Genomic DNA, 21748 nt, shown 5'->3' with positions numbered 1-21748 from the left:
TCTTCTAACTGTATAACGACCTATACTGCGGCGCTGGTTTTATCGAAACCAGCCCCGCAGTCGTGTCTACCGCCCAAAAAGACCGCAAGGGAAGGACGGGGCCCGATCACGCACGGCGGTGACCCGAAGTTCGTGCGGGGCACGATGAAGAACCAGTGGACGTGGTGGTTCGACGCGGGGTCGTTCGACCCGGCGTGGTTCGACCGGATCCAGAGCATGAGGTTGACGAGCCACTGCTGATCGCGGCGGCTGCTCGCCCCGGTGCCGCACGGGCACCGGGGCGGGTGCCGTGGGTCAGGCGCCGGCGACGATGTGGTCGACGAAGCCGTACGACAGGGCTTCCTCGGCGTCGAACCAGCGGTCGCGGTCGGCGTCGGTGGTGATGCGTTCGACGCTCTGGCCGGTCTGGCGGGCGGTGATCTCGGCGATGCGGCGCTTCATCTTGCCGAAGACCTCGGCCTGGATGGCGATGTCGGTGGCGGCGCCGCTGATGCCGGCCGACGGCTGGTGCATGACGATGCGGGTGTTGGGCAGGAGGTAGCGCTTTCCGGGGGTGCCGGAGGAGAGCAGGAACTGGCCCATGGAGGCGACGAAGCCGAGGCCGTAGGTGGCGACGTCGGGTTTGACGAGCTGCATGGTGTCGTAGATGGCCATGCCGGCGGTGACCGAGCCGCCGGGGGAGTTGATGTAGAAGGTGATGTCCTTCGCCGGGTCGTCGGCGGCGAGCAGGAGGAGCTGGGCGATGAGGCGGTTGGCGACGTCGTCGTTGACCTCGGAGCCGAGGAAGACGATGCGGTCGCGCAGGAGCTGCTGGTAGACCGAGTCTTCGGGGGCGGTGCTCGGGGCCTGCATGTCGGGTGCGGCGAGAAGGGTCATGGGGCTGACGGTAGGGCTGCGGGGCGGGTCGGCGGTGGTGGTTTCGCTGTGAGCGTGCGGTGTTCGCCGGACGCGAAAGGGCCGCCGTCCGATGTGGACGGCGGCCCTCGGCGGGGAGCAGGCTCAGATGAGGCCGAGCTTCTGCACGGTGTCGCGTTCCTCGACGAGCTCGGCGACGGAGGCGTCGATGCGGGCGCGGGAGAAGTCGTCGATCTCGAGGCCCTGGACGATCTCGTACTTGCCGTTCTTGGCGGTGACCGGGAAGGAGGAGATGATGCCTTCGGGGACGCCGTAGGAGCCGTCGGAGACGACGGCGGCGGAGGTCCAGTCGCCGGCGGGGGTGCCGTTGACCCAGGTGTAGACGTGGTCGATGGCGGCGGAGGCGGCCGAGGCGGCGGAGGAGAGGCCGCGGGCTTCGATGATGGCGGCGCCGCGCTTGGCGACGGTGGGGATGAAGTCGTTCTCGAGCCAGGCCTGGTCGACGTCGACGGCCTTGCCGGCGACCTCGGCGTGCTGGACCGAGGGGTACTGGGTGGCGGAGTGGTTGCCCCAGATGGCGAGCTTCTTGATCTCGGTGACCGGTACGCCGAGCTTCTTGGAGAGCTGGGCGAGGGCGCGGTTGTGGTCGAGGCGGGTCATCGCGGTGAAGCGGTCGGCGGGCACGTCGGGGGCGTGCGAGCGGGCGATGAGGGCGTTGGTGTTGGCGGGGTTGCCGACGACGAGGACCTTGACGTCGTCGGCGGCGCCGGCGTTGATGGCCTCACCCTGGGGCTTGAAGATGCCGCCGTTGGCCTCGAGGAGGTCGCCGCGCTCCATGCCCTTGCTGCGGGGGCGGGCGCCGACGAGGAGGGCGACGTTGGTGCCTTCGAAGGCCTGCTTGGGGTCGTCGAAGATGTCGGTGCCTGCCAGGAGGGGGAACGCGCCGTCTTCGAGCTCCATGGCGGTGCCCTCGGCCGCCTTGACCGCCTGCGGGATCTCGAGGAGCCGCAGCTTCACCGGGACGTCCTGGCCGAGGAGCTGACCGGACGCGATGCGGAAGAGCAGCGCGTAGCCGATCTGGCCGGCGGCGCCGGTGACGGTCACGTTGACAGGGGCTTGGCTCATTGCGGTACTCCAGCTTGAGACGACTTTGGCTAGTGGTGTGGAGCCTATCCCTCCTGGGCGTTGCCGGTCGGGTGCGTCCAGTCACTGTTGCGTGGATCGCTTTCAGTTGTCGGTGACGTTGGCGGCGAGGCGGTGGAGGAGGTCGGCGAGCTGGGCGACCTCGGCGTCGGTGAGGCCTTTTCGCATGCGTTCGTCGTGGGCGATGGCCGCCGAGGCGAGGCGGAGGAAGAGCTGTTCGCCCTCCGCGGTGAGGGTGACCAGGTGGACGCGGCGGTTCTCCGGGTCGCGGCGGCGGGTGACGAGTCCGGCGGTCTCCATGCCGTTGAGGTGGTGGGTCAGGGTGGCGCCTTGGATGCCGACGGCGTCGGCGAGTTCGCGCTGGTTGGCGACGGGGCGGGTTTTGAGGGAGATGAGGATCTGCCAGACGGGTTGGGAGCCGCCGGCGGCGGCGAGGGCCTGGTCGAACGCGCGGCCGGCGGTCTTGGCGGTGCGGGCGAGGACGACGCCGATGGGGGCGGTGGTGGGTGCTGGCACGGACGGCACTCTACCGCAGAGATCTAAGCGTTTGACATCTAATCATTAGACATCTAACGTTGTGCTCGTCGAACCGGAAAGGGGAACGCGATGAGCACCGAAGAGCAGGTCCGCGAGTTCGGCCGGGTCTGGGCCGCCGCGGAGGAGCGCGGGGACACCGCGGTGCTGGCCGGCCTGGCTGCCGACGGCTTCCGCCTGGTCGGCCCGCTCGGCTTCGTCCTGGACCGCGACCAGTGGCTGGCGCGCTACGGCGGCGGCGCGCTGGTCACGGAGAAGCTGGACTGGGCCGACGTCGAGGTCCGCGACTTCGGCGACACCGCCATCGCGATCGGCGTGCACGACCAGGTCGCCACGCACCGGGGCAACCCGGCGAACGGCCGGTTCCGCGCCACCCACGTGCTGGTCCGCGCCGGTGACCGGTGGCACCTGGCCGGTATCCACCTCAGCCCGATCGGCGGCCCGCCGCCCTTCACGCCGGGAGGGAATGAGCGATGAGCGTCGAACTGAACCACACGATCGTGTGCGCCACCGACCGGGAGAAGTCGGCGGAGTTCCTGGCCGGGATCCTCGGCCTGCGCACCGAGCCGGTCGCCGGTCCGTTCGTGCCGGTCCGGCTCGCGAACGGCGTCACGCTCGACTACCTCCAGGTCGACGTCGTCACCAGTCAGCACTACGCGTTCCTGGTCGGCGAAGACGACTTCGACGCCGCGATGGTGCGGATCGAGCGGGCCGGCGTCGCGTACTGGGCGGATCCGTTCCACGAGCGGCCCGGTGAGGTCAACTCCATGAACGGCGGTCGCGGGGTCTACTTCGCGGACCCGGACGGCCACAACCTGGAACTGCTGACGAGGGGGTAGCCGTGCGGCTGAGCATCGGGGTCACGGACTTCTCGTGGCCGGACAAGCTGACCGACGAGCTGGCGGGTGTCGCGGTGGCGGCCGAGGACGCCGGGCTCGACACGCTGTGGGTGCCCGACCACCTGCTGCAGGCCGATCCGAACAGCACGCCGGATTCGGCGATGCTGGAGGCGTACACGACGCTGGGGTTCCTCGCCGCCCGCACCAGCCGGATCGGGCTGGGGACGATGGTGTCGGCGGTGACGTTCCGGCCGCCGGCGCTGCTGATCAAGGCGGTCACGACCCTCGACGTCCTCTCGGGCGGGCGGGCCCGGTTCGGGATCGGCGCCGGGCACCACGACGGCGAGGCGCGGGCGATGGGTCTGCCCTTCCCGCCGGTGGGCGAGCGCTTCGAGCGGATGGCGGAAACCCTCCGGCTGGCGCGGCGGATGTGGGACGGCGATTCCTCGGCGTTCGAGGGCAGGCACTACCGGCTCGAGCGGCCGATCGGGAACCCGCGGCCGGTGCGCCGCCCGCGGGTGCTGATCGGCGGGGCGGGTGAGCGCAAGACGCTGCGGCTCGTCGCGGAGTACGCCGACGCGTGCAACGTGTTCGACATCCCGGACGGCGGTAGGACGGTGCGGCACAAGCTGGCTGTCCTCGCGCGGCACTGCGAGGAGGCCGGGCGGCCGTACGAGTCGATCGAGAAGACGATCAGCACGCGCCTGGCGCGGGGGGAGGCGGCGGAGTCGTTCGCGCGGCGGTGCGCGGAGTTCGCGGAGTGGGGGATAGAGCATGCGGTCGTGATCACGGCCGGGCCGTGGTCGGCGGCGGGGGTCGCGACGCTGGGGCGGGTCGCGGGGCTGCTGGCGGAGTGAAACGATCAAGCCCGGACGTCGCGAGGTGATCGCGGACGGCGGGCGGCGGTCCGGCGGCGCGAAATCGTTTTCCGGTCCCTTTCATTCGTGCCCGGCTAAATGACGGCTCGAAATTATCGGTATACCGCGTGGCGGGACGGCTACTGCGTGTTGCTCCGTTCAGCGGGGTTTCGGACCATGATCCATTCGCTACCATGGTCGGCGCCCCCGTACCCAATTCGAATGTATTGGGAAGGATTCCGATGCTTTCTGCGGTCGTTGCTGCCGTTGTGGCGCTGTCCTCTGTGGTCGCCCCGCATTCGTGGAACACCCCGCCGCCGCCCGACAAAATCGTCATCGACGTCGCGACCGTCAACGGCACCGGCTGTCCGCCCAATTCGGCCGCGGTCTCGGTGTCGCAGGACAACACGGCGTTCACCGTAACTTACAGCACTTACACGGCGCTGGTGGGTGTCGGCGCCGGCCCGCTGGATGCCAGGAAGAACTGCCAGATCGGCCTGCGGGTGCACGTGCCGCAGGGGTTCACGTACGGAATCGCGTCGGCGGACTACCGCGGTTTCGCGCACCTGGAGCGCGGTGCGACCGGACTGGAGCGAGCGAACTACTATTTCCAGGGTAATTCGCCGACGGCCTACGTCCAGCATCCGCTGACGGGTCCGTTCGAGAACGACTGGCAATTCACCGATTCCACGGAAGTCGGTGCGATCGCATTCAAGCCGTGCGGCGAGGAACGGAACCTGAACATCAACACGGAATTGCGGGCCGCGGCCGGGACGTCGGATCCGAAGAAGACGACGAGCTACGTCACGATGGACTCCACCGACGGCAGCATCACCACGACGTACCACTTCGCGTGGTTGTCCTGTCCGTGAGTTGAGCACCGCGGGGCGGCGCTGCGGGCGCCGCCCCGCGGTCACTTCTTCGCCGGGGCGCGGGGGTCGGTGGCCTGGAGGTCGAAGACGCGGCCGAGGGAGACGAGGGCCTCGTCGAGGTGGCTGAGGCTGGAGAGGACGGCGCGGGTTTCGGCCTGGTCGACGCGGTCGGAGACCGGGGTGCCGTCGTCGCGCACGAGCGTGCCGGGTGTGGGGCCACCCGGTGCGTCGAGTGCTTTGCGCAGGACGTCGAGGTTGGCCAGCAGCCGGCCGGTGAACTGGCGCAGGCGGTCGGTGTCGGGGCCGGCGAGCATCCCGGGCTGGGCGCGGGCGGCGACGTGGCGGGCGCGGAAGGCGATGGTTTCGAGGGTGGTGAGCACGTGCCAGCCGTAGTCGCGGCGGGCGCTGCGGAGGTTCACCGGGTGGGTGAGCGGTTCGACGGTGGTGCGGACCTGTTCGACGGCGCGGTCGAGGTCGCGGGAGAGTTCGATGATGTTGACGTTCTCTTCGCCGGCGAGCAGGTCGCGGGTGTGCTGGAGGAACTCTTCCAGTTCGTCGAGGACGGCGCCGATGTCGTCGAGCATGACCGAGCGGGTGCGGACCGGGACGATGACGACGGCGGCGAGGATGCCGGCGGCGGCGCCGACCGCGGTTTCGGCGACGCGGATCCAGAGGACTTCGAGGCTGAAGGTGCCGAGCAGGCTGTAGAGCAGGCCGAGCATGCTGGTGATGAAGAAGGCCATCACGACCTGGGAGACGCGGGCGGTGTAGACCATCCCGAACACGCAGACCAGGATCAGCGACAGGGTCGCCGGGGTGTTGCCGCCGACCAGCAGGGCGAGCAGGACACCGCCGACGATGCCGATGAGGGTGCCGCCGAGGCGGCGGACGCCCTTGACGAAAGTGGCGCCGGCGCTGGAGGCGCCGATGAACACGACGAAGACCGTGAGCACGGCCCAGTACCACCGCTGGTGGGAGACGAGTTCGCCGCCGAGGACGGCGAGCCCGCCGCCGACGACGGCCTGGATGGCGCTGCGGGTGCGGTTGTCGTAGGCGAACGCCGGGGTCGGGTCGTCGGCTTCGGCGTCGAGGGGGTCCACTGTGGACTCGGGCGCGGCGGCGCGCTGGGCGCGGTCGTCGGCCAGGGCGAGTTCGGCGAGTGCCTTGCGGACGCCGTCGCCGGGGGCGGCGTGTTCGTCGATGCGGCTGCCTTCGACGAGCATCCGGCTGTATTCGCCGGTCTGGCTGATCAGCGGGAGCTCGCGCGGGTCGCGTTCCATCAGGGCGCGGAAGCGGGCGAGCCGGGCGATGAGGTCGTCGCGGACGTCGGCGGTGAGCTCGTCGGAGCAGGTGCGCTGGACGGTGATGGCGAGCCACTGGACGGCGAGCTCGACTTCGATGGCGCGGCGGCGCAGCCGGTCGGCGGCGCGGGCGTCGACGACGTCGGGGGCGGCGTCTTCGATGAGCAGGACGCATTCGTGGAGCCGGGCCAGTGCGTGGCGCAGCTGCTTGCGGGTGCGGTCGCTGCCGTTGACGGCCAGGTAGGCCTCGGTGGCGCGGACGACCGCGGCGAGGCGGGCGCGGAAGGCGCGGCGCACGCGCAGGAACTCGGCTTCGGCGTTGTGGCGCAGCAGGACGAACCGGACGGCGGCGTTGGCGAGCACGCCGACACCGAGGGCCATCAGCAGCTGCGGCACCTGGGCGAGGTGGGCCTGCAGGAACATCGGGAAGAAGAACAGGAAGAACCCGATCGACCCGAGCGCGGTGCCGCGGGCGCCGAAGCGCTGGGCGTAGACGGCGACGAAGATCAGCAGGACGAACACGACGCTGTCCATCGGCGGCAGCGCCGAGCCGAGGCTGGCGACGGTGATCGACGCGGCCCCGGTGAGGAAGGCCAGCACGAGGGTGACGGCTTGGCCGCCGGGGGTGGCGTCGTTGACGGTGAACGCGGTCATCATCGCGGCGATGGCGCCGACCAGCATCACGGTGAGCGGGACGTGCGTGGGCAGCAGCGCGGCGACGGCCAGGACGATGCCGAGGACGGCGGACCCGGCCAGCCGCAGCCGGACCAGGCCGGGGTCGGCCGCCGCGAGCCGGTCGAGCGCGGCGGTGCGGAAGTGGTTCATCGGGCGAGCAGCTCCCACTGGGCGAGGGTGGCGCGGCCGCCGCGGGTGGCGATGATCCGCAGCCGGTAGTGCGGGCGGGCCGCCGGGGCGGCGAGGGTGAAGGGACGGGTCTGGCGGCGCCAGCGGAACTGTTCGCCGTCGCGTTCGTCCAGGGTGGTCCAGTGGGTGCCGTCGTCGGAGCCTTCGAGGACCCACGCGCTGGGGTCGCCGCGGCGGGTGCCGGAGGTGAGCGTGTACATGGTGACTTCGCGGGGTTCGCCGGTGACGGTGAACGTGACGGCCGGGGTGGCGGCGTGGAAGGTGACCTGGGTGCGGGTGGTGTCGTCGAAGAGCGCGTCGACGTTCGTGTGGTCGGAGGCGGTGGCGGTGCCGGTCAGGTCGGTCACCGGGGCCGGGTGCGCGGCGGGTGGCGGCGGGGCGCCCCAGCCGGTGGGTTCGGTCGTGAGGTCGAAGACCAGCTCGGCGCCGGCGGCGAGGGTGGCGTGGGCGATGGTCGTGGCGTCGTGCGGTTCGCCGTTGACGGTGAGCCCGCGGACGTAGACGGTGTCGTCGGTGTTGCCGGGGGCGTGGACGACGAGTTTCCGGCCGTTGCCGAGGTGCACGGTCGCCTTCTCGAACAGCGGTGACCCGATCGCGTAGCGCGGGCTGCCGACGGCCAGCGGGTAGCAGCCGAGTGCGCTGAGCACCCACCAGGCGGACATCTCGCCGTTGTCCTCGTCGCCGGGGTAGCCCTGGCCGATCTCGCTGCCGAGGTAGAGCCGTCGCAGCACTTCGCGTACGACGCGTTGGGTCTTCGCGGGCGCGCCGGCGTGGTTGTAGACGTAGGGGATGTGGTGGGAGGGCTGGTTGGAGTGGCCGTACTGGCCCATGCGGACGTCGCGGGCCTCGGTCATCTCGTGGATGAGGCCGCCGTACGCGCCGGGGCGCCGTCCGGTTTCCGGGGTGGCGAAGAAGGTGTCGAGCTTGGCTTCGAGGCCGGCGTTGCCGCCGTGCAGCGCGGCGAGGCCGGGGCCGTCGTGCGGTGCGGTGAAGGCGGTGTTCCAGGCGTTGGTCTCGACGAAGTCGCCGCCCCACGCGGCCGGGTCGTAGCCGGCGGGGGCGAACTTGCGGCGGCCGTCGCGGTGGCGGCCCTGGAAGAAGCCGATCGCCGGGTCGAAGTGGTGGACGTAGTGCTTGGCGCGCTCGCGGAAGTAGGCGGCGTAGTCGGCGTACATCCGGGCGCGTGGCCCGGAGCTTTCCCGGGAGAGCTCCGCTGAGAGGTTGGCGAGGCCGAAGTCGTTGACGCACCCCTCCAGCGCCCAGGACAGTCCTTCGTGGACGGAGGCAGGGGTGTAGCCGAGGAAGATCGACTCCTCGAGGCCCTTGCGGCCGACCGAGCGGCGCGGCGGGGTGACGGTGGCGTTCTTCAGCGCGGCGTCGTAGGCGGCTTCGACGTCGAAGTTGCGGACGCCTTTGAGGTAGGCGTCGGCGAACGCGACGTCCGAGCTGGTGCCGGTCATCAGGTCGGCGTAGCCGGGGGAGGACCAGCGGGAGATCCAGCCGCCCTCGCGGTACTGCTGCACGAACCCGTCGATCATCCGGCCGCACCGGTCCGGGGTGAGCAGCGCGTAGGCGGGCCAGGTGGTGCGGTAGGTGTCCCAGAAGCCGTTGTTGACGTACATTTCGCCGTCGACGACCTTCGCGCCGGTGCGCGTGCGGGTGCTCGGCCACCACCGGCGCCGCACCGGGCTCGCGTGCCGGATGCCGTTCGGGGTGTTCTCGTGGGCGGCGTTCGGGTAGAGGAACAGCCGGTAGAGGTTGGAGTACAGCGTGGTCCGCTGGTCGTCGGTGGCGCCTTCGACCTCGATCTTGCCCAGGTGTTCCTGCCAGAGGGCGCGGGCTTCGTCGCGGACCTGCTCGAACGTGGTGCCGGCCGGGATCTCCAGCTCGAGGTTGCGCTTGGCCTGCGCGAGGCTGATCAGCGACGTCGCGATCCGCACCGTCACCTCGGGCGCGTCGAACTCGAGGGCGCCGGTGACGGTCCGCCAGAACGGACGCCGGATCTTGCCGCCGCGGGCGGCCGGCACGTCGGTTTCGGCGTAGACGAACATCCGCCGCGCGCCCGCGGACAGGCGGCTGCGGACCCAGGTGTGCCCGGTGACGACCCCGGTGGCCGGGTGCAGGCGCAGGCCGCCGCGGTTGGCGGTGTTGTCGAACAGCAGCCAGCCGCGGCCGTCGGGGAAGGTGCAGCGCAGGATCGCCGCGTGCGACGTCGGGGCGAGGTCGGCGGTGATCCCGCCGGCGAACCGGACGCCGTAGTGGTGCGGCGAGTCGGTTTCGTCGTCGTGGGAGAAGGCCAGCGCGCGCTTGCGGCGGTCGGGCTCGACCGGGCCGGTGCCGGGCATGATCTGGAAGGTGTGCCGGTCGCCCATCCACGGGCTCGGCTGGTGCGACAGCGCGAACGCCTGCAGCGCCGGGCGGTTCTCCTCGTCGTTGTGGCGGTGGTAGGAGTAGATCCAGTTCGTGACGCTCGCGTCGGTGACCGGGGTCCAGAAGTTGAACCCGTGCGGCACCGCCGTGGCGGGGAAGTTGTTGCCGCGGGAGAAGTCCGCGCTGGAGTGCGTGCCGCGGGTCGTGCGGACGCAGTCGACGGGGTCGCGCGGCGGGTCGGGGCGTTCGGCGACGCGGACGTCGTCGAGCCAGCCGGTGATCTCGCCGGGCGCGTCGGTGCGCAGCACGATCCGGGCGATCCGGCGCCCGGCGAACGCCCCGAGCGGGCGGCGGACGGGGTTCCACTGGTCCACCCACAGCGTCTTGTCGTCGACGGGGGCGAAACCGGCGGTGGTGCCGTCGGCGAACTCGACGTCGAGGCTCACCCGGGTGGCGTGGTAGGCGGGGATGTCGCCGTCGGAGCGGGGGAAGACCACATAGGACAGCTCGGTGCGCTCGGTGACCGGCACGTCGAGTTCGAACAGGACACCGCGGGCACGCGCGGTGTAGCGCAGGGCCTTGACGCCGGTGAAGCCGACGCCGGTCTTGGCCGTGGGGGAGCGGTCCGGGCCGCCGTCGACCGTCAGGGTGGCGTCCGCGGGCTGCGGGTCACCGGTTTCGAAAGACGAGAAGAACACGGCGTCGGGCATGCGCCCACCGTATCGGCCGAACGGCGTAGCGTGTGCTCGACGCGGGGGGAGGAGATCGCGGTGAGCACGCACACCGTTGGCAACGAGGGGGCCGAGCTGCGCTGCGAGCTGCGGGGCGAGGGCCCGCTCCTGCTGCTGATCCCCGGCCGCGGCGGTTCCGGCGCCCGGTACACCGCCCTCGCGCGACGGCCAGCCGGCATGTAGACGCGGCGGCGGCGATCCGCGCGGCGGTGTTCGGCCAGGGCGGCGGCACGATGGCGTTCGAGCTGCCGGCACAGCTCCCCGACGCGGTGACCGACGTGGACGCCTTCGCTCCGGCACTGGCCACGACATTGGCGCGGCTGCGCCGTTTCGAGCGGATCGCCGGGGAAGAACTCCATGACGCGAGGATGCCCTCCCCGCCGGTCCGGCGGGGAGGGCATCCTCGGCACTACGGGACTAGATCTTCGCGCACTGCCCCGCGGCCGGGCCGCGGACGGTGTTCGGCAGGTCGTAGTCCGTCGGCACCGGCGAGTTGGCCGCGCACGCCAGCGGGCCGCCGATCGTGCTGGACGTCAGCACCGGCCCGTGGTCGGCCGTCAGCGCGACCGGGCCGTCCACCTGGGTCAGCTCGATCGACACCGTCCCCGTCGCTCCGGTGATCGCCACCGGACCGCCCACCTTCGTGCGGTTCAGCACGACCTGGCCGGCGCCCGTGGCCGAAAGCGGGCCGTTGATCGCGCCGCCGCGGACGACCAGCGACGCGCCGGGAGCGACCGTCACCGGGCCCGACACCGTCGCGTCCTGCAGGCACACCGTGCCCGACGAGACCGCCAGCGGCCCGTTCGAAGCGCCGGTGATCGTGCGGGTGCAGGACGCGTCCGGCTTGCCCAGCAGCTCGAACTCGGCCAGCTGCGCCGGGGCGCCGGTGCTGGTCGCGGTGACTTCGAGCTTGTAGTAGGCGTAGTGCGCCGGGTTGGCGACCTTGAACGCGCGGGTCTGCTGCCGCCAGGTGAACGCCTGGTTCGCCTGCTGGTCGGCCACCGCCCAGGTCTTGCCGTCGTAGGAGCCCTTCAGCGTCCAGCTCTTCGGGTCGCCCGCACCGGTCTGGGACGTCAGCGTGTAGTGCGTGACGGCCTCGTCGGTGGAGTTGAGCTGGTACTGCAGGGCGCCGGTGACGGCGGCCTGGGTGCGCGAGGTGTTGTCGATCAGCGCCACGGCGTTGGAACCGTCCGAAGTGGACAGGGTGCCCTTGCCCGCGCCGGTCTCGTCGTGCAGCGGCGTCGGCACCGCGTCACCCGTGGTGATCGACTTCGGCGCGTCGTTCGGGCCGGTACCCCACGAGGAGGGGTTCGGGCCCATGTCGAAGTCGATGACCCCGCCGCGGGCGATCAAGTCCTGCGGCAGCGACGTCGAGGAGTACGCCTTGCCGTTGACCTTCACGCCCTGGACGTAGACGTTCTTCGCGCTGTTCTTCGGCGCGTTGATCACCAGGTTCCTGCCACCGGCCAGGTGGATGGTGGCCTTCTTGAACAGCGGCGACCCGATCGCGTAGTTCGGGCTGCCCATCTGCAGCGGGTAGAAGCCCAGCGCGCTGAAGATGTACCAAGCGGACATTTCGCCGTTGTCCTCGTCGCCGGCGTAGCCCTGCCCGATCTCGCTGCCGTTGTACAGCCGCGACAGCGCTTCACGGACCTTCGCCTGCGTCTTCGCCGGCTGACCGGCGTAGTCGTACATGTAGAGCAAGTGGTGCGCCGGCTGGTTGGAGTGGCCGTACTGGCCCATCCGCACGTCCCGCGCCTCCCGCATCTCGTGGATCACCCCGCCGTAGGAGCCGGGGAAGGTGGCGGTCTCCTGGTCGGCGAAGAACTGGTCGAGCTTGTTCGCCAGCCCGGCCTTGCCGCCGTAGAGGTTCGCCAGGCCCTGACCGTCCTGGGGCACGGTGAACGCCATGCCCCAGCCGTCGGTCTCGGTGTAGTCCCCGCCCCACGAGCGCGGGTCGTACTGGTCCTTGGTCTTGGTGAACTTGCCGTTCGCGTCCTTGCCCTGGAAGAACCCGACGCTGGGGTCGAACAGGTTGACGTACTGCTGGGCGCGGCTGGTGAAGTACTCGTAGTTCTCCTGGTACTCGGCCTTGCGCGGGTCGTTCGGCGCGGCTTCGTCGGCCAGCTTCTTCGACAGGTTGGCGATGCCGAAGTCGTTGACGTAGCCCTCGATCGCCCACGAGAAGCCCTCGCTGGCGGTGTTGGGCGTGTAGCCGAGGAAGATGCCCTGGTCCAGGCCCTTCCGCCCGACCGCGGAGTTCGGCGGGGTGACCGTGGCGTTCTTGATCGCCGCGTCGTAGGCCGACTTCACGTCGAAGTTGCGCACGCCCTTGAGGTAGGCGTCGGCGAACGCGACGTCCGAGCTGGTGCCCGTCATCAGGTCCGCGTAGCCGGGGGAGGACCAGCGCGCGATCCAGCCGCCGTCGCGGTACTGCTGCACGAACCCGTCGACCATCTTGCCGGCCATGTCCGGCGTGAGCAGCGAGTACGCCGGCCAAGTCGTCCGGTAGGTGTCCCAGAAGCCGTTGTTGACGTACATCTGGCCGTCGACGATCTTCGAGCCGGTCTGGGTCGCGGTGTCCGCGCCGGTCTTCGGCGACACCGGGCTCGCGTACTTGTACGCGGGCTTGTCGGCGGTGCCGGTGTTCTCGAACGCGGAGTTCGGGTAGAGGAACAGCCGGTAGAGGTTCGAGTAGAGCGTCGTGAGCTGGTCCTTCGACGCGCCCTCGACCTCGATCACCTTCAGCTGGTCGTCCCACGCCTGCTGCGCCGCGTCGCGCACGGTGTCGAAGGTGGCGGCTGGGGCGATCTCCTGGGCGAGGTTCTTCTTCGCCTGCTCGACGCTGATCAGCGACGTCGCGATCCGCATGTTGACGGTCTTGTCCGCGCCGGCGTCGAAGCGCAGGTAGCCGGTGACGTTGTCGCGGCCCTGCCCGGTGAGCTTGCCGCCCGCGGTGACCGGCTTGTCGAACGTCGCGTAGACGAACATCCGGCCGGCGCCGGCGTACACGCCGGTCTCGGTGTAGCCCGAGAGCGTGCCGGTCGCGGGGTCGAGCGTCAGCCCGCCCGCGTTGGTGGCGTTGTCGAAGATCAGGCTCGAGTCGCTGCCCGGGAACGAGAAGCGGAACATCGCCGCGTGGTCGGTCGGGGCGATCTCGGTCTTGATCCCGTTCTGGAACTGCACGCCGTAGTAGTGCGCCCGCGCGGTCTCGTCGCTGTGCTTGAACGGCAGCGCCCGCGCGTCCCGGTTGGCGTCCGGCACGCCGGCGGCGGCGGACGGCATCACCTGGAAGACGTTCCGGTCGCCCATCCACGGGCTCGGCTCGTGGCTGACGCTGAACGCCTGCAGCTGCGGCAGGTTCTGGTTGTTGTTCTGGGTGCTGTAGTTGTACAGCCAGCGCGGCGAGCCGCCGTTGTCGGCGCCGGCGTCGGTGACCGGGGTCCAGAAGTTGAACCCGTGCGGCACCGCGGTGGCCGGGAAGTTGTTGCCGCGGGAGAACGTGCCGTTGGCCATCGTGCCCCGCGTGGTGACCACGTTGTCGCTCGGGCGGAGGCTCGCCGGCGGTGTCGGTGTGGCCGAGATCTTGACGTCGTCGAGCCAGCCCTGCAGCGAACCCGGCCCGTTCGGGTTGTCGTAGCCGACCAGGATCCGGTCGACCGTCTTGCCCTTCGCGACCTGCCCGATCGCCGAGCGCACCAGGTTCCACTGGTTGGCGTAGAGCACCTTCGACGCGCCCTGGCCCTCGGGGGTCAGCGGGAAGCCGTACTGGTCGGACGCGCCGAGGTTGCGCAGGTAGGTGCCGTCGGTGAAGGCCAGGTCGATCGCGACGTTGGTGCTCGGGTACTTCAGGTCGCCGGTGATGAACTGCGGCTGCACCTTGTAGGACAGCTCGGTCGAGGCGACGACCGGGATGTTGACGTCGAAGATCTTGTTGTAGGACCAGCCGTGTCCGGTGGCGGTCTGGCTGCCCGAGTAGCGGAACGCCTTCATGCCGGTGAAGCCGGCGCGGTTCTTGTTCGTGTAGCCGCTGGTCGGGCCGGAGTCGACGAAGCTGCGCATGTTCGGCAGCGGCGGCTGCACCGGCTCGTCGTTGGCCAGCAGCAGCTCCGACATCTGCAGGATCGGCCCGCCGTTGTTGCCCGTGACGTTCAGCCGGAAGTACTTGTACGCCGCGCTCGGCGCGGCGAGCTGGTAGTTGTTCGTCTGGAACCGTTCGGCGAACGACTGGCCGGTCCGGGTGTCCAGGTCGGTCCACGCGCTGGCGTCGTTCGACCCCTGCAGCGTCCAGTCCTTGGGGTCGCGCTCGGCGAAGTCGTTGGCCGAGGAGATCGCGTAGTGCGTGATCGACGTCGGCTCCGACAGCGTGATCTGCGCCCACGCCGTCGGGTCCCAGGACAGCCACTTCGTGTCCGTGGTGCCGTCGACGAGGTTGTCCACCACCTCGCCGCCGCCGGTGTTCTCGCTGCTGGCGCTGGTCTCGGTGACCTTGCCGCGGATGTCGCCGGGGATGGCGGTGCCGTTCGCGCCGTTGACGCCGTAGGCGCGCGGCTTGCCCGCCGCGTCGGTGTCGACGGTGTCGGTCCAGGTCGGCTGGACGTCACCGGGCTCGAAGGAGGACGAGAAATCGGCGGGGAGGGCGTCTTCGGCGGCGGACGCCGTGGCGGGGAGGGCGACCAGGCCGGCGGCGACCACGGCGGCGGTCACCAGGAAAGCGACCGGCGGTCTGGCGCTTCGGGGCATCGTTGCTCCAAGCTCTGGAGGGTGAACTGGGGACCGACGGACGGGGGACCGGCGGCGCCCAGAGAGCGAAACGCGCGGGTGACATCGATGTCAAGACCGGTCGCCAAACCTGGCCAGAACTGGACAACCGAGGGAACGGGGAGCCCGATGAGACCAGCCCGGATCCGCACCGCACTGACCGCACTCCTGCTCGCCACCACCGGGTTCGCCCCGGTGACCGCCACCGCCGCGACGGCCTCACCCGTCCGGCCGATCACCGCCTGCGGCGACCTGGTCCGCGGGTTCGCCCTCCCGGGCGCCGCCACCCACGTCACCTCGGCGACGGTCGTCGCCGCGACCGCCACCGACCCCGAATACTGCGGCGTTCAGGGCTACGTCGAACCCGCCGTCCGCTTCGAGCTGCGGCTGCCCACCAAGACCTACGCCGGCCGCTACCTGCAGTACGGCTGCGGCGGCTTCTGCGGCCTGGTCAACCCGCCCGCCTTCGCCGACTGCGGCCTGCCCCACGGCGGCGACGTCGCGGTCGCGGCCACCGACGACGGGCACGTCGGCACGACCCCCGCCGTCGTCGACGACGGCAGCTGGGGCGCGGACGACCAGGCCGCGCGCGACGACTTCGAATTCCGCGCACCCCACGTCGTCTCGCGCGCCTCGAAGGCGATCATCCAGGCCTTCTACGGCTCCCCGCCGCGCAAGTCCTACTTCACCGGCTGCTCCGACGGCGGCCGCGAAGGCCTGCTGCTGGCCCAGCGGTACCCGGCGGACTTCGACGGCATCGACGCCGGCGCCCCCGCGAACTACTGGAGCCCGCTGCTGGAGTTCCAGGCCTGGCTCGCGCGGGTCAACACCGCCGCCGACGGCACCCCGATCCTCACCGCCGCGAAGCTGCCCGCCCTGCACAACGCCGTGCTCGCCGCCTGCGACCGCCTCGACGGCCTCACCGACGGCCAGCTCGACGACCCGCGCGCCTGCCACTTCGACCCGGCGAGCCTGACCTGCGCCGGCCCGGACACCCCGGCGTGCCTCACCCCGGCCCAGGTCGCCGCGACCCGCCGGATCTACTCCCCGCCCACCGACGGCCACGGCACCCTGCTCTACCCCGGCGGCGAGCAGCCGGGCTCGGAACTGTCCTGGGCCGGCTGGATCATCCCGACCCCGGAGACCGGCGGCGTCGCCTTCGCCCGCAGCCTCGCCGACAACTACCTGCGCTACCTCGGCTACCCGATCGGCGCGCCGGCCTCGACCGTGGACACCTTCGCCTTCACCCGGCGCGAGTTCGACCGGCTCACCCCCGTCGGCGTCCGCTACAACGCGCTGAGCCTGGACCTGTCGGCGTTCCAGCGCCGCGGCGGCAAGCTGCTGCTGTGGCACGGCTGGGCCGACGAGGCCATCCCGCCGGCCGGCACGCTCGACTACTACCAGCGGCTCACCCGCGGCCACGCCCAGGACTGGGTCCGGCTGTTCATGGTCCCGTCGCTCTACCACTGCGGCGGCGGCACCACGCTCACCGAGTTCGACCCGCTCAAGCAGCTGGTCGCCTGGGTCGAACGCGGCACCACGCCGACGGTGGTGACCGCGACCGGCCGCGACGCCGCCGGGAACGTCACCCGGACCCGGCCGGTGTTCGCCTACCCGCAGCGCGCGGTCTACGACGGCACCGGCAGCGTCGACGACGCCGCCAACTTCCGCCCGGCGCCGCCGTCCTCGCCGGTCCGCGACGTCGTCCACTGGGCCGGTGAGTACCTGTACCCGATCCCGGGGCCCGTAGCGCGGTAAACCGGTCACGCGGGTCCGGCGCCGCCGCTAAGGTCACGCCCATGACGACGCCGGAACCCGCCGACCGAGTGCTTTCCCGCGCTTCCCTCGCCGAGGGCAGCCCGACCCGCTGGTTCGACGAGCTCTACACCGCCGCCGCCCGCGGCGAGGCCGAGGTCCCGTGGACCCGCGGCGCACCCAACGCCGACCTGGCCGACTGGGTGGAGCCCGGCGAGGGCCGCCGCGCCCTGGTGGTGGGCAGCGCGCTGGGCGACGACTCGGAGCTGCTGGCGGCGGCGGGCTGGGCGGTGACGGGCTTCGACGTCGCCCCGGCCGCGGTCGAGGCCGCCCGCGCGCGGTTCCCCGAGTCGAGCGTGGACTACGTCGTCGCGGACCTGCTGAATCCGCCGGCGGAGTGGCACCAGGCGTTCGACCTGGTCGTGGAGATCATCAACATCCAGGCGATGCCCCGCGACTTCCGCGCCGCGGCGATCACGTCCCTGGCCGGCTTCCTCGCCCCCGGCGGCACGATGCTGGTGTCGGAGGTGGCGGAGGAGAACGTGGCACCGGAACCTGGCCCGCCGTGGCCGTTCAGCCGCGCGGAGATCGAGTCGGTCGCCCAGGACGGCGTGAAGCTGCTGAGCCTGGAGACCATCCGCGACGGGGCGCGCTACTGGGCCGAGTTCACCCGCTGAGGAAGCGATGGGCAGGCACCGCAAGGTCGCGCGCCCAACCCGCCGGTCGGCTGAGGCGGGCGCGGGTCAGCAGGTCTCGAGGAACCGCGAGAGCACGCGGGTCCCGAAGTGCAGCCCCTCCACCGGGACCCGCTCGTCGACCCCGTGGGCCATCGCGCGGTACGGGAAGCCCTTCGGCAGCCACAGCGGCGCGAACCCGTAGTTGGCGATCCCCAGCTGCGCGAACGCCTTCGCGTCGGTCCCCCCGCCCAGGCAGTACGGCACCACCACCGCCTCGGGGTCCTCCGCCCGCAACGCGGCAGCCATCGCGGAGAACCACGGCGAGTCCACCGGCGCCTGCACCGGTGGCTGGTGCGCCACGAACTCCCGCGTCACGCCCTCGCCCAGCAGCTCGTCCAGCGCCGCGAACAACGCCTCTTCGGTCCCGGGCAGCACCCGTACGTCCACCTGCGCCGACGCCGTCGACGGGATCACGTTCACCTTGTAGCCCGCGTCCAGCATCGTCGGGGTCGTGCTGTTGCGGACCGTCGGCAGCACCAGCGACCCCGCCGGACCCAGCGCGGCCACCGCCGCGTCCACGGAGTCCGAAGTGGACAGATCAACCGGCACGCCCAGCGCCGCGCCGGTCCGCTCCAGGAACGCCCGCACCGCCGGGGTCAGCGACACCGGCCAGCGGTGCGCCGCGATCCGGTGCAGCGCGCCCACCAGCCGGGTGACGGCGTTCTCGTCGTTGGGCCGCGACCCGTGCCCCGCCCGGCCGCGTGCGGTCAGCTTCAGGTGGGCGGTGCCGCGCTCGGCCGTCCCGACCGGGTACAGGTGCACGTCACGGCCGTCGGCCGCCGGGACGTGGTAGGTGTAGCCGCCCGACTCGCTGATCGCCGCGGCACAGCCTTCGAACAGCGAAGGGTGCCGGTCCACCAGCCAGTGCGCGCCCCACTCGCCGCGGTCCTCCTCGTCGGCCACGAACGCCAGCACCAGCTCACGCCGCGGCCGCACCCCGCCGGCCAGCGCGGCCAGCACCATCGCCACGAAGTCCTTCATGTCGGTCGCGCCGCGGCCCCACAGGCAGCCGTCGTGGACCTCGCCGGCGAACGGGTCCACCGACCAGTCCGCGGCGTCGGCCGGGACGACGTCCAGGTGGCCCTGCACCAGCAGGGCCGGCAGCGCCGGGTCCGTGCCCGGCACGCGCGCGATCACGCTGGCCCGGCCCGGCGCGGCCTCGAGGATCTTCGACGGGATGCCCAGGCCGTCCAGGAACGCCGCCACGTACTCGGCCGCCGGCCGCTCCGGGTTGGCGTCGTTGTTCCCGCGGTTGGTCGTGTCGAACCGGATCAGGTCCGCGCACAGCTCGACGACGTCAGCCATAGATGCCCTGCACCGCCCCCGCCGCGATCGCCGTGACGACCTTGAACGCCTTCATCGCCTCGGTCATGTTCGGCGCGTCGAACCCGACCCGGCGCGTCCCGATCTGCTCCACCGTCGGGATCACCGCCGTCGCCTGCGCCAGGTGGCTCGCGTCGAACTCCACCTCGATCCGGTGTGCCCCGACCCGGCGCTCCTCGCGCCCGGCCCGCGCCATCGCGTCGGCCGCCGCGCCGGTCAGCAGGTCCGCCGTGCGCGCCGGCGGCAGGCAGATCGCCGCGTACCGGCTCACGCACTCCTTCACCTGGACCAGCTCCGCCTCCGGAGCGTAGTCACGGGCGTCGTCACACGTTTTGTCGTCACCCGAAACGAGCAGGACGGGGACGCCGTACTCCGCGGCCATCGCCGCGTTCAGCCTGCCCTCGCTCGCCGGCACATCGTCCAGCCACACCCCGGTGATCTGGTTCTCCAGGTAGGTGTGGGAAAGCACCCCGTCGAACCCGGCGCCGGCGTGGTAGCCCAGGAACACCACACCGTCCACACCGGAGTCCACGCCCTGCATCATCGACAGCGGCTTGTGCCGCCCGGTCAGCATCCGCGCCCGCGGGTCCAGGTCCTCCAGCAGCAGGTTCCGCTGCGACGAGTGCGCCTCGTTGACCAGCACATCGCCCGCGCCGGCCTCGTACAGCCCGGCCAGCACCGCGTTGACGTCACCGGTGAACAGCCGCCGGAAGCGGTCCCACTGCGGCGAACCGGGCACGACGTCGTCGGTCCAGGTGACGCCGGTGGCGCCCTCCATGTCCGCCGAGATCAGGATGCGCATGCCCGGCACTCTAGCCAGGCGCCCGCGGCCCCGAGCACGCCTCCCCGATCACGCAGCGTCACCGAAAGCGATCGATAACGATCGGACACCTGCCGCGGTCGCAACATATTGCGCGGTTGTGGCGGTATGTGGTTACTTCTCGTCCTTGGGGAGGCTCACAGCGAGAACGATGGGGTGGTTTTTGGTGCATTTCCAACGCAGAATCGGGCGGTTCGGCCGCGTGGGCGCGGTCGTCGCCGCCGCGGCGCTGGCGGGGATCCCGCTCGCCGTGCCCGCCCAGGCCCAGCAGGGCAAGGTGCTGCGGGTCGCGCTGACCACCGGCATCGACCACCTGAACCCGTTCACCGCCGTGCTCTCGGCGTCCACGCAGATCGGCCGGTTCACCTACGAGTTCCTCACCGTCCCCGACGCCGCGAAGGCCGAGGCCTCGCCCGCGCTCGCCGAGTCCTGGACCCCGTCGGCGGACAAGCTGACCTGGACGTTCAAGATCCGCAGCGGCGTCAAGTGGAGCGACGGGCAGCCGGTGACCGCCAAGGACGCCGCCTACACGTTCAACCGGATGCTCACCGACGAGAACGCGCGCACCGCCAACGGCAACTACGTGGCCAACTTCGAGACGGTCACCGCGCCCGACGACACCACCCTCGTCATCAAGACCAAGGCCGTGCAGGTCAACATGAACCTGCTCGACGTCCCGATCGTGCCGCAGCACATCTGGGAGCCGGTCAAGGACCTCAAGGCCGCCGAGACCGACGACCTCAAGATCGCCGGCGTCTCCGACGGCCCCTTCCAGGTCACCGAGTACAAGCCCAACGAGTACGTCAAGCTCAAGGCCAACAAGGACTACTGGCGCGGCGCCCCGAAGATCGACGAACTGCAGCTGCTGCAGTTCAAGGACACCGAGGCCGCGGTCAACGCGCTCAAGCAGGGCGAAGTCGACGTCATCAACCGGCTCAACCCCAACCAGTTCGCCGCGCTGCAGGGCCAGCAGGGCATCACCACCAACGCCGCGCCCGGCCGCCGCTACGACGAGCTGTCGATCAACTTCGGCGTCACCGACAACGCCAACAACCCGATCGGGGACGGCAACCCGGTCCTCAAGGACATCAACGTCCGCAAGGCCATCACCCAGGCCGTGGACACCCAGGCCATCGTGGACAAGGTCCTCAAGGGCCTCGGCCAGGTCGGCGGCGGCGTCGTGCCCGCCATCTACGCCGACTACCACTGGGACCCCAGCGACAGCGAGAAGGTCAAGTTCGACCTCGCCGCCGCCAACAACACCCTCGAGCAGGCCGGCTACAAGAAGGGCGCCGACGGCGTCCGCACCGCCCCCGGCGGCGCCAAGCTGGAACTGCGCCTGACCGGCCACGCCAACCGCAGCTACGACCAGGGCGTCGCCCAGTACGTCACCGGCTGGCTCAAGGACATCGGCATCACCGTCAAGCAGGACCTCGTCTCCGACGACGAGCTGTCCGACCGCACCGCCGTCGGCAAGTACGACCTCGCCATCGGCGGCTACGGCACCAACCCCGACCCGGACTACGTGCTCTCGCTGCACACCTGCGGCGCGCGGCCGGCACCGGACGGCAAGGGCGGCAGCACCGACACGTTCTTCTGCGACCCGCAGTACGACGACCTCTACAAGAAGCAGCTGACCGAAACCGACGACGCCAAGCGCGCGGACTACGTCAAGCAGGCCCAGGCCCGGCTCTACAGCCAGTTCCCGACGATCGTGCTCGACTACCAGAACGCGCTCGAGGCCTACCGCTCCGACAAGTTCTCCGCCTTCACCACCCAGCCGCAGCCCAAGGGCGCGATCCTCGAGCAGACCGGCTACTGGGGCGTCTACGGCGCCACCCCGGCCGGCGCGGAGGCCACGGCCGACTCCGGCGACAGCGGCACCGTCGTGTGGATCGTCGTCGGCGCGATCGTCGTGGTGATCGTCGTCGTCGGCGGCGTGATCATCAGCCGCCGCAACAAGACCACAGAGGACCGCGAGTAAGC

At 70.9% G+C, this 21748-nt stretch carries 17 protein-coding genes; 9 read left to right on the top strand and 8 right to left on the bottom strand.

The features are described 5' to 3' along the window. Positions 1 to 12: 12 nt before the first annotated feature. Positions 13 to 240: a DUF6294 family protein gene (locus tag AB0J40_RS23515; protein ID WP_364456852.1), complete on the top strand. Its 228-nt coding sequence runs from the start codon at positions 13 to 15 to the stop codon at positions 238 to 240. A 54-nt stretch (positions 241 to 294) separates the two neighbouring features. Here the strand turns inward: AB0J40_RS23515 and AB0J40_RS23510 are convergent, their stop codons facing one another. The 3 genes from AB0J40_RS23510 to AB0J40_RS23500 all read right to left on the bottom strand — a co-directional run bounded on the left by AB0J40_RS23510 (position 295) and on the right by AB0J40_RS23500 (position 2514). After that, positions 295 to 876 carry an ATP-dependent Clp protease proteolytic subunit gene (locus tag AB0J40_RS23510; RefSeq protein WP_364456468.1) on the bottom strand — a complete coding sequence of 194 codons (582 nt, stop codon included), beginning with the start codon at positions 874 to 876 and terminating at the stop codon, positions 295 to 297. Positions 877 to 999: 123 nt separating this feature from the next. Then, complete coding sequence (locus tag AB0J40_RS23505; RefSeq protein WP_364456466.1) at positions 1000 to 1980, bottom strand: malate dehydrogenase; 981 nt, start codon at positions 1978 to 1980, stop codon at positions 1000 to 1002. A gap of 102 nt (positions 1981 to 2082) precedes the next feature. Further along, the gene (locus AB0J40_RS23500) at positions 2083 to 2514 is read right to left on the bottom strand and encodes a MarR family winged helix-turn-helix transcriptional regulator (RefSeq protein WP_364456465.1); all 432 of its coding nucleotides are present in this window, start codon (positions 2512 to 2514) and stop codon (positions 2083 to 2085) included. Between the two features lie 90 nt (positions 2515 to 2604). On the opposite strand from AB0J40_RS23500, the gene AB0J40_RS23495 reads away from it, so the two are divergent. The 4 genes from AB0J40_RS23495 to AB0J40_RS23480 all read left to right on the top strand — a co-directional run bounded on the left by AB0J40_RS23495 (position 2605) and on the right by AB0J40_RS23480 (position 5100). Continuing rightward, the gene (locus AB0J40_RS23495) at positions 2605 to 3009 is read left to right on the top strand and encodes a nuclear transport factor 2 family protein (RefSeq protein WP_364456463.1); all 405 of its coding nucleotides are present in this window, start codon (positions 2605 to 2607) and stop codon (positions 3007 to 3009) included. Further along, positions 3006 to 3371, top strand: a complete 366-nt coding sequence (locus tag AB0J40_RS23490) for a VOC family protein (protein WP_364456461.1) — start codon at positions 3006 to 3008, stop codon at positions 3369 to 3371. The genes AB0J40_RS23495 and AB0J40_RS23490 overlap by 4 nt, the downstream gene beginning before the upstream one ends. Before the next feature lie 2 nt (positions 3372 to 3373). Then, positions 3374 to 4228 carry an LLM class F420-dependent oxidoreductase gene (locus tag AB0J40_RS23485; RefSeq protein WP_364456459.1) on the top strand — a complete coding sequence of 285 codons (855 nt, stop codon included), beginning with the start codon at positions 3374 to 3376 and terminating at the stop codon, positions 4226 to 4228. Between the two features lie 242 nt (positions 4229 to 4470). Beyond that, positions 4471 to 5100, top strand: coding sequence for a DUF4360 domain-containing protein (locus tag AB0J40_RS23480; protein WP_364456457.1), 630 nt, complete (start codon positions 4471 to 4473; stop codon positions 5098 to 5100). 41 nt (positions 5101 to 5141) lie between these two features. Here AB0J40_RS23480 and AB0J40_RS23475 read toward each other — a convergent pair whose 3' ends face one another. Then, the gene (locus tag AB0J40_RS23475) at positions 5142 to 7226 is read right to left on the bottom strand and encodes an FUSC family protein (protein ID WP_364456455.1); all 2085 of its coding nucleotides are present in this window, start codon (positions 7224 to 7226) and stop codon (positions 5142 to 5144) included. Further along, complete coding sequence (locus AB0J40_RS23470) at positions 7223 to 10345, bottom strand: GH92 family glycosyl hydrolase (protein WP_364456453.1); 3123 nt, start codon at positions 10343 to 10345, stop codon at positions 7223 to 7225. The genes AB0J40_RS23475 and AB0J40_RS23470 overlap by 4 nt, the downstream gene beginning before the upstream one ends. A 60-nt stretch (positions 10346 to 10405) precedes the next feature. Between AB0J40_RS23470 and AB0J40_RS23465 the strand changes: the two genes are divergently transcribed. Further along, complete coding sequence (locus tag AB0J40_RS23465; RefSeq protein ID WP_364456451.1) at positions 10406 to 10549, top strand: hypothetical protein; 144 nt, start codon at positions 10406 to 10408, stop codon at positions 10547 to 10549. Between the two features lie 234 nt (positions 10550 to 10783). Here the strand turns inward: AB0J40_RS23465 and AB0J40_RS23460 are convergent, their stop codons facing one another. After that, positions 10784 to 15109 carry a GH92 family glycosyl hydrolase gene (locus AB0J40_RS23460; protein ID WP_364456449.1) on the bottom strand — a complete coding sequence of 1442 codons (4326 nt, stop codon included), beginning with the start codon at positions 15107 to 15109 and terminating at the stop codon, positions 10784 to 10786. Between the two features lie 147 nt (positions 15110 to 15256). Between AB0J40_RS23460 and AB0J40_RS23455 the strand changes: the two genes are divergently transcribed. Further along, a complete protein-coding gene (locus AB0J40_RS23455) occupies positions 15257 to 16885 on the top strand; it encodes a tannase/feruloyl esterase family alpha/beta hydrolase (protein WP_364456447.1) in 1629 nt (542 codons plus the stop codon). 41 nt (positions 16886 to 16926) lie between these two features. Further along, the gene (locus AB0J40_RS23450) at positions 16927 to 17559 is read left to right on the top strand and encodes a methyltransferase domain-containing protein (protein WP_364456445.1); all 633 of its coding nucleotides are present in this window, start codon (positions 16927 to 16929) and stop codon (positions 17557 to 17559) included. Positions 17560 to 17625: 66 nt separating this feature from the next. Here the strand turns inward: AB0J40_RS23450 and AB0J40_RS23445 are convergent, their stop codons facing one another. Together AB0J40_RS23445 and AB0J40_RS23440 are read right to left on the bottom strand one after the other, a co-directional pair. After that, positions 17626 to 18924, bottom strand: a complete 1299-nt coding sequence (locus AB0J40_RS23445) for a M20/M25/M40 family metallo-hydrolase (protein ID WP_364456443.1) — start codon at positions 18922 to 18924, stop codon at positions 17626 to 17628. Continuing rightward, positions 18917 to 19744: a M55 family metallopeptidase gene (locus AB0J40_RS23440; protein WP_364456441.1), complete on the bottom strand. Its 828-nt coding sequence runs from the start codon at positions 19742 to 19744 to the stop codon at positions 18917 to 18919. The genes AB0J40_RS23445 and AB0J40_RS23440 overlap by 8 nt, the downstream gene beginning before the upstream one ends. 169 nt (positions 19745 to 19913) lie before the next feature. Here AB0J40_RS23440 and AB0J40_RS23435 point away from each other — a divergent pair, with 169 nt between their 5' ends. After that, positions 19914 to 21746 (top strand): ABC transporter substrate-binding protein, encoded by a 1833-nt coding sequence (locus AB0J40_RS23435; RefSeq protein ID WP_364456439.1) that lies wholly within the window; start codon positions 19914 to 19916, stop codon positions 21744 to 21746. Positions 21747 to 21748 lie beyond the last annotated feature (2 nt).

This window comes from Amycolatopsis sp. NPDC049691 (assembly GCF_040675005.1).
Taxonomy (GTDB): Bacteria; Actinomycetota; Actinomycetes; order Mycobacteriales; family Pseudonocardiaceae; genus Amycolatopsis.
This window is presented reverse-complemented; position numbering and strand designations above follow the sequence as displayed.

Excerpts from the sequence above, each read along its gene's own strand:
- AB0J40_RS23510 (WP_364456468.1), bottom strand. The coding sequence starts at position 876 with ATGACCCTTCTCGCCGCACCCGACATGCAGGCCCCGAGCACCGCCCCC.
- AB0J40_RS23505 (WP_364456466.1), bottom strand. The coding sequence starts at position 1,980 with ATGAGCCAAGCCCCTGTCAACGTGACCGTCACCGGCGCCGCCGGCCAG.
- AB0J40_RS23495 (WP_364456463.1), top strand. The coding sequence starts at position 2,605 with ATGAGCACCGAAGAGCAGGTCCGCGAGTTCGGCCGGGTCTGGGCCGCC.
- AB0J40_RS23490 (WP_364456461.1), top strand. The coding sequence starts at position 3,006 with ATGAGCGTCGAACTGAACCACACGATCGTGTGCGCCACCGACCGGGAG.
- AB0J40_RS23480 (WP_364456457.1), top strand. The coding sequence starts at position 4,471 with ATGCTTTCTGCGGTCGTTGCTGCCGTTGTGGCGCTGTCCTCTGTGGTC.
- AB0J40_RS23475 (WP_364456455.1), bottom strand. The coding sequence starts at position 7,226 with ATGAACCACTTCCGCACCGCCGCGCTCGACCGGCTCGCGGCGGCCGAC.
- AB0J40_RS23470 (WP_364456453.1), bottom strand. The coding sequence starts at position 10,345 with ATGCCCGACGCCGTGTTCTTCTCGTCTTTCGAAACCGGTGACCCGCAG.
- AB0J40_RS23460 (WP_364456449.1), bottom strand. The coding sequence starts at position 15,109 with ATGCCCCGAAGCGCCAGACCGCCGGTCGCTTTCCTGGTGACCGCCGCC.
- AB0J40_RS23455 (WP_364456447.1), top strand. The coding sequence starts at position 15,257 with ATGAGACCAGCCCGGATCCGCACCGCACTGACCGCACTCCTGCTCGCC.
- AB0J40_RS23450 (WP_364456445.1), top strand. The coding sequence starts at position 16,927 with ATGACGACGCCGGAACCCGCCGACCGAGTGCTTTCCCGCGCTTCCCTC.
- AB0J40_RS23445 (WP_364456443.1), bottom strand. The coding sequence starts at position 18,924 with ATGGCTGACGTCGTCGAGCTGTGCGCGGACCTGATCCGGTTCGACACG.
- AB0J40_RS23440 (WP_364456441.1), bottom strand. The coding sequence starts at position 19,744 with ATGCGCATCCTGATCTCGGCGGACATGGAGGGCGCCACCGGCGTCACC.
- AB0J40_RS23435 (WP_364456439.1), top strand. The coding sequence starts at position 19,914 with ATGGGGTGGTTTTTGGTGCATTTCCAACGCAGAATCGGGCGGTTCGGC.